The organism is Candidatus Sulfurimonas baltica (genome assembly GCF_015265455.1).
Lineage (GTDB): Bacteria > Campylobacterota > Campylobacteria > Campylobacterales > Sulfurimonadaceae > Sulfurimonas > Sulfurimonas baltica.
Map to the genome: position 1 here is coordinate 1,081,194 of NZ_CP054492.1, position 12,198 is coordinate 1,093,391.

Annotated in this window: 18 protein-coding genes; 17 read left to right on the forward strand and 1 reads right to left on the reverse strand. The window is 34.7% G+C overall.

The features are described 5' to 3' along the window. The first annotated feature begins 111 nt into the window (after positions 1 to 111). The 17 genes from HUE88_RS05450 to HUE88_RS05530 all read left to right on the forward strand — a co-directional run bounded on the left by HUE88_RS05450 (position 112) and on the right by HUE88_RS05530 (position 10,832). Positions 112 to 360 carry an RNA-binding S4 domain-containing protein gene (locus tag HUE88_RS05450; protein ID WP_194371889.1) on the forward strand — a complete coding sequence of 83 codons (249 nt, stop codon included), beginning with the start codon at positions 112 to 114 and terminating at the stop codon, positions 358 to 360. Then, complete coding sequence (gene trpD / locus HUE88_RS05455) at positions 357 to 1,343, forward strand: anthranilate phosphoribosyltransferase (protein WP_194371891.1); 987 nt, start codon at positions 357 to 359, stop codon at positions 1,341 to 1,343. Before HUE88_RS05450 ends, trpD begins: the two co-directional genes overlap by 4 nt. Then, positions 1,340 to 1,759: a tRNA (adenosine(37)-N6)-threonylcarbamoyltransferase complex ATPase subunit type 1 TsaE gene (tsaE, locus tag HUE88_RS05460; RefSeq protein WP_194371899.1), complete on the forward strand. Its 420-nt coding sequence runs from the start codon at positions 1,340 to 1,342 to the stop codon at positions 1,757 to 1,759. Before trpD ends, tsaE begins: the two co-directional genes overlap by 4 nt. Next, positions 1,746 to 2,468 carry an LPS export ABC transporter ATP-binding protein gene (gene lptB / locus HUE88_RS05465; protein WP_194371901.1) on the forward strand — a complete coding sequence of 241 codons (723 nt, stop codon included), beginning with the start codon at positions 1,746 to 1,748 and terminating at the stop codon, positions 2,466 to 2,468. The genes tsaE and lptB overlap by 14 nt, the downstream gene beginning before the upstream one ends. A 26-nt stretch (positions 2,469 to 2,494) precedes the next feature. Further along, positions 2,495 to 3,763 carry an RNA polymerase factor sigma-54 gene (locus HUE88_RS05470; RefSeq protein WP_194371903.1) on the forward strand — a complete coding sequence of 423 codons (1,269 nt, stop codon included), beginning with the start codon at positions 2,495 to 2,497 and terminating at the stop codon, positions 3,761 to 3,763. Beyond that, positions 3,717 to 4,499 carry a TIGR02757 family protein gene (locus tag HUE88_RS05475; protein WP_194372538.1) on the forward strand — a complete coding sequence of 261 codons (783 nt, stop codon included), beginning with the start codon at positions 3,717 to 3,719 and terminating at the stop codon, positions 4,497 to 4,499. The genes HUE88_RS05470 and HUE88_RS05475 overlap by 47 nt, the downstream gene beginning before the upstream one ends. Positions 4,500 to 4,597: 98 nt before the next feature. Further along, a complete protein-coding gene (gene nifN, locus HUE88_RS05480; RefSeq protein WP_194371904.1) occupies positions 4,598 to 5,857 on the forward strand; it encodes a nitrogenase iron-molybdenum cofactor biosynthesis protein NifN in 1,260 nt (419 codons plus the stop codon). Positions 5,858 to 5,902: 45 nt separating this feature from the next. Continuing rightward, positions 5,903 to 6,301, forward strand: coding sequence for a nitrogen fixation protein NifX (gene nifX / locus HUE88_RS05485; RefSeq protein ID WP_194371906.1), 399 nt, complete (start codon positions 5,903 to 5,905; stop codon positions 6,299 to 6,301). Further along, positions 6,301 to 6,723 carry a NifX-associated nitrogen fixation protein gene (locus HUE88_RS05490; protein WP_194371908.1) on the forward strand — a complete coding sequence of 141 codons (423 nt, stop codon included), beginning with the start codon at positions 6,301 to 6,303 and terminating at the stop codon, positions 6,721 to 6,723. Before nifX ends, HUE88_RS05490 begins: the two co-directional genes overlap by 1 nt. Positions 6,724 to 6,734: 11 nt before the next feature. Then, on the forward strand, positions 6,735 to 7,259 hold the full coding sequence (locus HUE88_RS05495) for a flavodoxin domain-containing protein (protein ID WP_194371910.1): 525 nt from the start codon (positions 6,735 to 6,737) through the stop codon (positions 7,257 to 7,259). Position 7,260: 1 nt separating this feature from the next. Next, positions 7,261 to 7,662 carry a P-II family nitrogen regulator gene (locus HUE88_RS05500; protein WP_194371912.1) on the forward strand — a complete coding sequence of 134 codons (402 nt, stop codon included), beginning with the start codon at positions 7,261 to 7,263 and terminating at the stop codon, positions 7,660 to 7,662. Between the two features lie 11 nt (positions 7,663 to 7,673). Next, on the forward strand, positions 7,674 to 8,015 hold the full coding sequence (locus tag HUE88_RS05505) for a nitrogenase-stabilizing/protective protein NifW (RefSeq protein ID WP_194371914.1): 342 nt from the start codon (positions 7,674 to 7,676) through the stop codon (positions 8,013 to 8,015). Beyond that, positions 7,966 to 8,388, forward strand: a complete 423-nt coding sequence (locus tag HUE88_RS05510; protein WP_229860164.1) for a nitrogen fixation protein NifZ — start codon at positions 7,966 to 7,968, stop codon at positions 8,386 to 8,388. Before HUE88_RS05505 ends, HUE88_RS05510 begins: the two co-directional genes overlap by 50 nt. Positions 8,389 to 8,414: 26 nt before the next feature. Then, on the forward strand, positions 8,415 to 8,756 hold the full coding sequence (locus tag HUE88_RS05515) for a 2Fe-2S iron-sulfur cluster-binding protein (protein ID WP_194371916.1): 342 nt from the start codon (positions 8,415 to 8,417) through the stop codon (positions 8,754 to 8,756). Positions 8,757 to 8,765: 9 nt separating this feature from the next. After that, complete coding sequence (locus HUE88_RS05520) at positions 8,766 to 9,062, forward strand: 2Fe-2S iron-sulfur cluster-binding protein (protein ID WP_194365652.1); 297 nt, start codon at positions 8,766 to 8,768, stop codon at positions 9,060 to 9,062. A 66-nt stretch (positions 9,063 to 9,128) separates the two neighbouring features. Then, positions 9,129 to 10,367: an RNA polymerase factor sigma-54 gene (locus HUE88_RS05525; RefSeq protein WP_194371918.1), complete on the forward strand. Its 1,239-nt coding sequence runs from the start codon at positions 9,129 to 9,131 to the stop codon at positions 10,365 to 10,367. Positions 10,368 to 10,574: 207 nt separating this feature from the next. After that, complete coding sequence (locus HUE88_RS05530; protein WP_194371920.1) at positions 10,575 to 10,832, forward strand: hypothetical protein; 258 nt, start codon at positions 10,575 to 10,577, stop codon at positions 10,830 to 10,832. Here the strand turns inward: HUE88_RS05530 and HUE88_RS05535 are convergent. Then, positions 10,799 to 12,163 carry an IS4 family transposase gene (locus HUE88_RS05535; protein ID WP_194368113.1) on the reverse strand — a complete coding sequence of 455 codons (1,365 nt, stop codon included), beginning with the start codon at positions 12,161 to 12,163 and terminating at the stop codon, positions 10,799 to 10,801. The two genes, HUE88_RS05530 and HUE88_RS05535, sit on opposite strands and share 34 nt — an antisense overlap. Positions 12,164 to 12,198: the final 35 nt, after the last annotated feature.

Consider the following 12,198-nt stretch of genomic DNA (forward strand, 5'->3'; position numbering starts at 1 on the left):
CATATTTTTAGAGGCAGCCGCTTCATAATGCAAAAAATGTTCCAACTCTTACATCCTTTTCAGTTTTAATACTCTACAATATGCTAAAAATATTATTTAAGAGTATTAAACATGAGAATAGACAAATTTTTAAATTCAGTAAATATTACAAAAAGAAGATCTGTTGCGCAAGACATGATCAGCAACGGTGTTGTTTTAATAAACAATATAGTTGTTAAGGCTAGTAAAAATATTGATGTTGGGAATATTTTAACTATTAACTATCTTAATGAAACAAAAAAATATGAAGTTATAAAAATTCCTACTACTAAATCTACTCCAAAATCTTTGCAGGCAGAGTACATCAAGGAGTTGTCATGACTTATGATGAAACAAAAAAAGAATTTACTTCACTTTTTAATCATGAGATGAGTGATTCAGATATGAGAGAGTTCTTGTTAAGTATGAAGTTGGACAAATATACTTCTGTTGAGTCAATCGCTGCAGCAGCAGAAGTTATGCGCTCTTTCTCTTTGCCTCTGCCTATTAGCAATGAACTAAGTATAAAAGCTCTTGATGTAGTTGGAACAGGCGGAGACAAAATTGGAAGTTTTAATATCTCTTCAACTGTTGCACTCTTGGTTGCATCTTGCGGAAGCATTGTTGCAAAGCACGGAAGCCGCTCTATTACTTCAAAATCAGGCAGTGCAGATATGTTTGAAGAGCTGGGAGTCAGGCTTAATCTAAGTATTCAAAACAGTGCCAGACTTCTGGAAGAGTCAGGTTTTACTTTTATGTTTGCGCAAAACCACCATCCTGCCATGAGTTTTATAAATCCAATTAGAAAAACCATACCAGACAAGACAATATTTAATATTTTAGGACCCCTTACAAACCCGGCAGGAGTGAAAAAATCTCTTTTGGGTGTGTTTGATAAGAGTTTCGTTTCAAAGATGGCAGAAGCGCTTAAAATAAACGGTGCTACATCTACTATGGTAGTAAGCTCACGCGAGGGGATGGATGAAATCAGTATAAGCGATATAACCTATGCTTCTATACTTCGTGACGGTTTGGTTCATGAGTTTGAGATAGACCCTCAGGAGTTTGGGATAAAAAGAGTTCCACTTAAAGCAATTATGGGTGGAGATGCAAAAGAGAATGCCTCTATTTTACATAATATTTTTGATAATAAGGCTACGGATGCTCAAAGAGATATAGTACTTATTAATGCTGCATCTGCCTTAATGGTTGATGGGTTGGCAAGAGATATTCAAGATGGTTTAGAAATTGCACTAAATGCTATAAAAAGCGGAAAAGCCAAAGAAAAGCTGAAAAATATTATTGAAATATCAAATAAACTATGATGATTTATAAGCTTAAATTAGAAGAACTTCATACTTTAGTAGAAGATATTGGGGGGAAATTCAGCTCCGGTGTTGTTATTTTAAGAGGTGACCTCGCGGCTGGAAAAACAACTTTCGTAAAAGAGTTTGTTAAATTTTTAGGAGTCTCAGATAATGTAACTTCTCCAACATTCTCTTTGCAGCAGTGCTACGGGGAGAGGGTTTTTCACTACGACATGTACAACCACGGCTTGGACCACTTTGTGTCACTCGGAATGTTGGAGGAGCTCGATAAAGATGCTCTTCATTTTGTAGAGTGGGGTGATGATGAACTGATTAGGATTTTAAGCTCTGCAGGGATCAGCACACTAATAATAGATATAGAAAAAACATCAAACGAAACTAGACAATATAAGGTAGACTATGCACACGCTTAGGGCAGTTAATTTAAAGAAAAAAATAAAAGATTTAGAGATAGTAAAAGGGATGAGTCTTGAGGTCTCCAGCGGCGAAGTTGTTGGACTGCTTGGACCAAACGGAGCCGGTAAAACAACTACGTTTTATATGATTTGCGGACTTGTCGAGGCAAGTGACGGAGAGGTCTATTATGATGAAGAAAATTTGTCTGGAATGCCACTGCATTTAAGAGCCTTGAAGGGGATCGGATATCTCCCACAAGAGGCTTCTATCTTTAAAGATTTAACCGTTGAAGAGAACTTGATGATTGCCGCTCAAGTTGGTATAAAAAATAAAAAAGACCAAGAGGTTAGAATATTGGAACTTTTGGATATGTTTAATATTGAACCGATCCGTTTTCGCAAAGGTATTAGTTTAAGCGGTGGCGAGCGCCGTCGTGTTGAGATAGCAAGAGCACTTGTAAATGCGCCTAAATTTTTACTTCTTGATGAGCCTTTTGCCGGAGTTGATCCTATTGCTGTTTTGGATATACAAACTGTTATAAAACAGCTTGTATCTTACGGGATAGGAGTTCTTATTACAGACCATAATGTTCGTGAAACATTGGACGTATGTGACAGAGCATATGTAATCAAGTCCGGTGAGTTACTCGCCAGCGGAACAAGCGAAGAGATAGGGAAAAACAGCGATGTACGTAAGCACTATCTTGGTGAGGACTTTAAGCTTTAGAGCTTAGATTTCATGGATTGTAGTTTATGGCAGCATTAAGACAAAATCAAAGTGTAGAGAACAAGCACAAGCTCTCTAACACACTTCGTAATTGGCTGCCGATTTTGCACTCTAGCTTGAGTGATCTTGGTGAAGCGATGTCCCCTTTTATTGATGCCAATCCTGTCGTGGAAGTAAAGTCTGGATACGAAGAAAACTTTGAAAAAAAGATTCCCAAAAAAATAGTTTCAGGTCAGGTAAACAACTCTAGAACAGAGCAGATAGAAGCATTGACGGTTCAAAAAAAATCTCTTTATGATGTACTTGACGAGCAGTTGGAAGCACCGCTGTTTCCAACGCCTATATCGCAATCTATTGCCTCATTTGTAGTGGCTAATCTGGATGAAAATGGTTACTATGAAGGTGACAGTGAAGCGTTTTGTAAAATCAAAAATATTGATATCTCGGAGTTTGAAAAAGTTCGTTTGAGGTTCTCACATGTAGAGCCAATTGGTATAGCTGCAAAAGATTTGGCAGAGTCATTTATATTTCAGTTGGAGAGCTCAGACATAAGTGAAGAGGCCTATCCTCTGTGTGTGGAAGTTATTAATAACATGGAGGATATTCACAGCTATTCAAGAAAAGAACATTTCAGTGAAGTTATGCGTGTTCTTGGAACATTTAAAAATCCTCCGGCAATAGAGTACCAAGAGGATTCAGCTCAGATTATTCCAGATTTGATGATATTTTTTAATGATGATGAAGCCATAGAGGTCAAGCTAAATGATGCCTATTATCCGACTATTCTTATAGACACAAGTTATGCGGTTGAGCATGAATTTATTTCGCAAAAAATTAAAGAGGCAAAGAGCCTTGTTGACGCACTCGACATGAGAAAAGCCACCTTGTATAAAGTGGGGCTTATGATAGTTGAGTATCAGTATGAGTTTTTTACAGGCGGTGCGATAATGCCTCTTACTCTGAAGACTTTGGCAGATGAGTTTGGACATAACCCATCTACAATCTCAAGAGCAATCGCAAATAAATATATAGCATGTAACAGAGGTGTTTTTGCCATGAAAGAGTTCTTTACAACTGCTATTGATGAGGATGTTTCAAATGCGGCAATAAAAGAGTTTTTAGTTACTATAGTCAAGCGGGAAAACCATAATAAACCACTTAGTGACATGAAACTGCTAGAAATGATTCAAGAAAACTTCAAAGTAGTCATGGTCAGAAGGACTATTGCCAAATATAGAAAACAGTTAAATATCGCAGGTTCCAGCGAGAGGAAAAAACTCTATTTATTACATTAAAAAAAGACTTGATTTAGAAGTTCTTAAAAGAAACAGCACAAGTGAAATATCTTACGACAAGCTAGACCCGATTTTGGTTGCACACCGTCACAAAGACCCGACTATCTCTTTGGTGTGTGCCCTTTTTGCGTATGGAAATGTAAAGCAGATTGTAAAATTTTTAGACTCACTCGACTTTTGTGTTTTGCAAAAAAGTGATGATGAGATAAAAGAGTCTTTAAAAAACCATTACTATAGATTTCAAAAAAGCGAAGATGTTATTGCCCTGTTTATTGCCCTTAAAAGATTAAATGAAAAAAGTAATTTAGAGGCTATATTTAAGAGTGGATACACTAAGCAGAATAACGTTATTGATGGAATAAACGAGCTTATAAAAACTCTACATGTAGAGTATCCGCACGATTCACAAGGGTATAACTTTTTAATAGGAAAAATCACCACCAAAACAAAGGGTGCAGGAGCACTGAAGAGGTGGATGATGTTTTTGCGATGGATGGTAAGGGATGACAATATTGATATGGGTTTGTGGAGCGAAATCAACAAATCTGATTTAATAATGCCATTGGATACGCACACATTTAACGTATCTATAAAGCTTGGACTTTTACAAAGAAAAAGTTATGACCTTCAAGCCGCCATAGAGCTGACTCAAACATTAAAATCCTTTGATAAAAACGACCCTTTAAAGTATGACTTTGCTCTATACAGAATCGGACAAGAGAAAATAAATCTATAAATGGCTCTCTTTGCCCGCTTAAAACTTGAATCGGCGAATGCTTAATGTAACTTGCACGGAACAAAAAATGTAAATATAGATTCTAATAGGAATTTATCATGAACAAACCACTACAAACCAATCCAATAAAATTATCACAACCAATGGGAGCATTACTCTGTTTTTTAGGTATAAAAAACTGTATGCCTCTTATGCACGGAGCACAAGGGTGTGCCTCATTTAGTAAAGTATTTTTCACTCGTCACTTTAGCGACCCAATTGCAGTTCAAACTACAGCAGTTAATGATATTACTGCAGTTATTGACGGGGGAGACTACTCTATAAGTGAAGCTGTAAAAAACATCACAAAAAAAGTAAAGCCAGACTTAGTAGGTCTTTTTACAACCGGCATGACAGAGACAAAAGGTGATGATATTAAAGGTGCTACATTTTTGTTAAAAGATACACAACTTATGTCGTATGTGCATACACCTGACTTTGAGGGTGGTTTAGAGAGTGGTTTTGCTAAATCAATAGAGGCAATTATAGAACAACTAGTAGAGCCTAAAGATGAAATAGATATGCAAAAAGCTCTTTTAATCCCAAATGTAAACTTGACACCAATAGAAGTAGAGAAGATTAAAGAAGAAATCTCTAGTTTTGGCTTTGAGACTTTTGCTCTGCCAGATTTAAGTGAATCACTTGATGGTCACTTAGGAGTAAAACAAGGAGCGCTTAGCAGTGGCGGAATCAGTGTTGAAGAGATTAAAAACCTTGGAGACAGTGCCTTGGTGATAACTGTAGGTGACTCGGTGTGTAAGGCTGGTGAAAAGTTTAGAGATAAAAATCCTAAATCTACACATCTTCATTTTAACACTTTGAGTGGACTTCTACATGTAGATAAATTTTACAAGGCTTTGATGGATTTTAAACATATATCAAAGCCAAAACCAAGTGTTGTTAGATGGAGAAAAAGACTTCAAGATGCTCTTTTAGATACACATTTTGCGCTAGGCGGCACAGATGTAGTTTTAGCACTTGAAGCAGATCAGGCTTTGTCTATAGCAACTACCATAAAAGAAGCCGGTGCAAATATAAAAGCTATTGTGATTCCGACAAAAACAACAGCTTTGGATGAACTAGACTGTGAGAATATTATCGTTGGTGATTTTGAAGATGTTGAAAAAGAGTTACAAGAAGCAGATTTGCTAATAAGTAATTTTCACGGTGAAAGAATTGCACACAAGTATAAAAAAGCCTTAGTACTTAGAGGATACCCAAACTACGAGACAGTAGGTAATCAACTTGTAAATGACACTCTTTATGAGGGGAGTTGTTATATGTTATTTGAGGTAGCAAACACTATAAATTCTCTCTAGGGAACACTTTATGAATGTATATTTATAAAAGATACGGAGAGTAAAATGAATTCAACTATAAAAGTAACTTCAGCAGATAACAGCCTTGGAAGCATAAGAGTGGCATTTGCAACAAATGACAATGAACATGTAGATGCACATTTTGGCAGTACGAAACAGTTTAATATTTATGATGTTAACAGTGATGATTTTGAAATCTCTACTATTATCAAAATAACAACTAAAGATACAGACCAAACAGTAGCATCTTTAGAGGGGTGTGACATTGTTTATTTTTTAAATATTGGTCCAACTGCGGCTGCTAAAGTTATCAGAAAAGGGATTTTTCCTATTAAGTACAAAGAGATTATCTCTATTGATGAAGAGCTAAACAAACTTGTAAATATGTTGAATGAAAACCCGCCTCCGTTTATTAAAAAAATCATAGAAAAAAAGAGTAAATAATGAAAGAGTTATTTATAAATACACTTATAGGTCAAGTAAGAGCACTTGACCAATTTGGTACATGGACTAATAGAACTGATGAGGATATTTTAAAAGAGAAGTATGTAAAAACTAAAGAGGATTTGAAAAATATCCCAGTTATTGCAGATATTGACGAGATGCAGATTCAAGATATTAGACTTATTTATCAGTCTGTTGCACTCGCTTTTGAAACAAAGACGGGAGTTATGTGTTCTGTTGTAATGGAGATGAGCCATGAGGGATTTGGAAGAGCAGTTGTAATTGCCGACAAAATTGTAATTGTAAACAAATTTTTTAAAGATGCACACAGATACTCATTTCGAACATATGAAAAGCTAGAAGAAGAGGGCGAAAAGATGCTCAAGAGTGTTATGGAAATTTATGAAGATTATAAAAAGTAAGGAGGATTTATATGAGTAAAATTGGAATTTTTGTAGGTACAGCAGGTGGAACAAGTATGAAGGTTGCAAATGCATTAGCTGAGGCATTTAATATTGATGAGGAAGATGTAATCAATATGGAAGAAGACTTCGATGACGTAGAAGAGCAGCTCCTTGCATATGACGTTCTTTTTTTAGGAAGTTCTACTTGGGGACAAGGTGACTTGCATTTTAGTTGGGTTGACCCTGTTTTAGAGATACAAGATGATGACATAGACTTTAGTGGGAAAACGGTTGCATTTTTTGGTGCAGGAGACTGTAAAAAACACGGGGAACATTTTTGTTCTGCATTGGGAAAACTGCATAAAACGTTTACTGGTGCTGGTGCCAAACCTATAGGCTTTGTCCCAAAGGATGACTACAGTTATGAGTATTCATTTGCTGAGATGGATGATAAATTATGTGGTTTAGCGATTGATGAACACAATGAATCTGAAAAAACAACAAGAAGGATAGAGAAATGGATTGGTATATTAAAATCAGAACTAGGGGATTAAGATGTATATGGTAATGACGGTTATTAATCAACATGATTTAAAAAATGTATTGGAAGATTTATTTGCCAACAACATCGAAGGAATTACAGTGAGTGATGTTATTGGCAAGGGCTCTTTTGGACTTAAAGAGGCTGATAATCAGCCAACAGACTTGGTCTCTAAAGTCAAGCTTGAAATAGTGGTTTCTGATGTTAAACATAGAGAGATAGCGATGGAGTGCATTAGAAGCAATTGCCACGATTTAGGCAGAGGTGCAGGAAAAATGTGGTGGCTTGATGTGGGCGGTGTTGAGAGAATAAGAACAGGTGAAAAGGATGCCGATGCACTAACAACTCAGGTAAATAAAAAAATACAGAATGTGCCATGCGGTTTAACGACTCAGATTGACACACCATGTAGTTAAAGGAATGATTTATGAATAGCAATACAAAGTCATTGGATGAGTTTTATGAACTTACTGATGCGGAAGATTATTTTGAATTTTTTGATTTAGATTATGACTCAAACCTTATAGATGTAAAGAGGTTTCATATACTAAAAGAGTATGGCACTTTAATTAAAACAGGGTTTTCAAATCTTGCCGAGCAAGAAGAACAACTGCTTGATTTTTTAAAGTACTCGCTTCTTAAAGTTTATGGAAGATTTACAAACGGCTATGCTCCGAGTGCAGCTGATATTTGGGGTATGTTTAAAGATGGAAAACTAAGTGGATGTATGGCTTGCATACCGCAGCCAGGAAACAGTTGTGGTTGTTGATCCTAATGTCAAGCTGCACGACAGTGTAACAGCTAGTCGTTCTGGCAAAGATGAAGAAGAAGCGAAGTATTTTCTCGGACAAAAAGTAGAACTTTTAGAAGATATTGTAAATGATGGGACTTATCCACATGCAAAGATTGGTACGCTGATGATGCCAAAGGGCAGTGTTGGTTACATAAAAGACATTGGTGAGTTTTTACAAGTGATAAGAGTTTACGAAGTACACTTTTTTGGTACTGAGATGGAAGTTGATATTATTGGTTGCAGAGAGCATGAGCTAAAACTAATAGAAGATGGTTATGTTAGCGAAGACATACTAGAACAAGAAGCTATGGATGCTCATAGAAAAAAAATGGCTAAATTAAATAAGTAGCAATCTTAAAAAAAAAGGAGAAATAGATGGCAAAAGTGATTTTTATGGGTTTTAGCAAAGATAAAGATGGTCTTTATCACGCACCCAAAGGTGAGCCGATTATTAGATTGGCTAAGGACAACGGTATACCAATTAACTTTGAGTGTCAAGATGGTGAGTGTGGAAATTGTTTAATCAAATATGAAAATATTGAGGATGAGGAGCCTACAAACTATATAGATGATTTAGAGCTTAATAAGTTAATCGAAATGGGTGTACTAAAAGCAAAAGATGCTGAGTATTGTCAGCAGTTTACAATAAGTCCTAAGGTTAGACTAGCATGTCAAACATTAGTTAAGGGCGACGTAATTATTAAACCATACAATTAAGGAAAAAAAATGACAACAAGAGTAGAAATAGTAAATGATTTTTTAGCAATCAATGTAAAAGAGGGTAGTACTATCCAAGAAATCGTTGAGGCAAGTGGTTCTGCACTTCCTTTTGGGTGTCGTGATGGTGAGTGTGGTACATGTGTAGTTGAAGTTGTATCTGGAATGGAATTTTTATCTGATAAAACAGAAAAAGAAGTAAAAGTGCTAAAAGAGATTTGTTCTGGTACATGTACACCAAACTCCAGACTTGCATGTCAAATGAAAATCGAAAAACCAAATGGTTTAGTTAGACTAAAATACTAATGAAACTGCATAATATATGCACAATTGAGCTGCTCAAGCCTCTTATGGTTTGAGTATAATATTCTTATGTCAAGTACATTTAATTTATTTACAACACAAAAACAATCATTACAACTGTCACTAAAACTTTGGTTGCCATTGTTGCAAGCACAGGTTCAAGATTTAGAAGCAATCTTTAAAGAGCATAGCTTTGATAATCCATTTTTGGAATATAAATCATCTTTTGAATCAAATTACTCAAGTTTATCAACATCTGATAATAAAAGTAGTTTTATTGAGAATATGAGTTTATATAAAGAGTCTTTATACGATACTGTTTTAAATCAACTAGATGCTCCACTGTTTCCAACTCCTTCTTCACAAAAAGTGGCTCATGAAATACTTCAAAATATAAATAGTGATGGGTATTTCGAAGGTGATATAGAACAAATAGCTATTACATGTAACACAACAAATCAGTTTGTAGAGAGTGTCAGACAAAGGTTTTCTTATCTTGAACCAAGTGGGATAGGCTCTTTAGATATGATTGAATCATTTGAGTTTCAACTATCACAGCTTTTTATAGATGATGAGTTAAATCTTTTTGTTCAAAAAATAATCCAAAATTTAAAACAGATAGATAAGTATCATAAACATCATAGGTTTATGGAAGCGACAGAGATTGTAAAAAGGTTTAAATATCCTCCTGCGATTGACTTTCAAGAAGACTCAACATATATAGTCCCAGATTTTTTTGTTGATGTAGGAGATGACATATCTGTTAAAATAAATCAGAGTTATTATCCAGATATAGTCATTAAAGACCCTTTTAAAACTAAAAATAGTGAGTTAAAAGATAAACTAAAAGAGGCTAGAGACTTGGTTAACTTACTAGAGCTTAGAAAATCAACTCTTTACAAGCTCGTGCTAATCATAGTAGAAAAACAGATGGGCTTTTTTGTAGGAAGTGAGCTTAAACCTATGACTATGGCTCAAGTTGCAGATGAGATAGGTTTTGAAGAATCGACCATAAGCAGAGCAGTTTCAAACAAGTACATAAAGTGTGAGAGAGGAATGTTTTCACTAAAGTCATTTTTTACAAATGCAGTTAGCAAAAACTTGTCATCTGCAGAGATTAAAAACTATATACAAAATCTTATAGAAAATGAGAACCATGAAGAGCCACTAACTGACCAAGACTTGGTTGATATGGTGATGCAGAGATACAACATGCAGATGGTAAGACGCACCATAACAAAGTACAGAAAACTTCTAAATGTTCCATCTTCTAAAGAGAGAAAGAAGATTTATAAGGTTAGAGATTAGTTGTACATGTAGAAGAGATTTCTGTCGCTTAAGGGACACTTTATATTTAAGAATAATAAATCAACAACATAATAATCTGTAATTAAATTGATTAGTTATCACTTTAAATGGAACATTTTATGTGTTCTATTAATCATTAATATTAAGTCTTAGTTCACTATAATGGGAATGAATAAATAGTTATCTACTAAACAATAAAGGAGAATAATGAATAGTTATCTTAAAATAATTGCAGGGATGTTAGCAACAATAATTCTTGGAGCAATAGGTAGTGGGTTTTGGGAGCGAATCTTATCGCCTGGATTTGACAAGTTACAATATTTTGTTGTAAATAAAATATCATTTTTCTATACAGGCTATTTAGACTCCATATACGAGGATGCCAGCACATCTCTAATTAAATATAATGATTCATCTTCAATATTAATTACTCAACTTTCGCACATAAAACCTAACTCTTTTTGAGTATAAGCACTGAGCACAGCGATAATATTGAGTAAATTTTTATTATCCTTGACAACATTTTGGATTTCAGAGATTTTTGTCAGTATTTTAATAAAGAGTTGCATTGATATTGCCAGTGTTTCAAGCTCACATTCTAAATCTCTAAAGAGTTCTCCAAGAGTTTGTGGTTCATGCTTTATACGGTTAATATAACTTACAATGTTATATGCAAACATAGATAGTGTTATTTTTGCAATTAGTGATTCATAGATACGATTTTCTTCTTTTCCAAAACCGAAGAGGTTTCTGAGATCTTTATAGCCTTGTTCAATATTCCATCTCTTTTTATAAGTTGCTAGAATCTCTTTGCCTGCAATAGTAATATCACTTGAGATAAAAACTAACAACTCTTTACTTGTGTGTAAAAATACGAGCTTGACTTTACCTAAAACTGCATGTTCTACAATGGCATCGAAATATTTGTACGATATTTTGCCATGTTTACCACTACTTTTGTGACGATAGTTTTTCATACTGTCATAGATTGCATTCATAGTTTTATGTTTGCCTTTAAAGTTCCAAATAAGTTTATTGTTTGGAAGTCTTGCTATTACTGGCATACCAAGTTCATTAGCTTGATGTATGAAATTCGGTTTAGCATACCAGCTATCTACGAGCAAGTAATCTGCATCAACACCGTTATCCAAAGCTCTTTGCAGCATCTCAATAGCTAGTATATTTTTGCCTTTAGTAATTTCACTCTTTCTCTGATATGCATTACTTCTGTGATGTAGCTTATTTGTGAACTCTGAAATATCTTTTCTATTGCTACCATTCATTTTTATAGAAAAATCTAATTGAAAAGTTGAATGTGAATCTGCATAATTTAGAGATACGATATTGAGCGCATTGATACTCCTATGTTCTTTATTGCTCCAAATATATTTACAGCTTCCCTCAATGTATTTACCTCTCTTAGACTCTACTGTATCGTCAATAATGAGTAAGCGATGTTCACCATTTTTATGTAGTGGTTTTATTCTTTGCAAAAGTGCAGTAGTACTTAGCATTAAAAACTTTCGCCAGTTGTAACGACTATCTTTGATAAATCTGTAATAGGCATCTTTCCCAAATGCACTATCGCTCTTTTTTATAAATGTTGACTGGCGTTTTTGCATCACTAACATATAAACGAAGTGTAATATTATTTGAAATGGTGGATAGCCAACATTTCGTTTAATGAAGTTGCTCTGCTTAAGTATTTTTGTGATTTTTATCTCTGTTAGCACTTCAAGTATTGGATTCTTTAATATGCTTCTCACTGCAGTTTGTATATAATTGTCAAGTTCCATAAAATAGCCTTGTATTTTTGATGTTGTGGTGACAA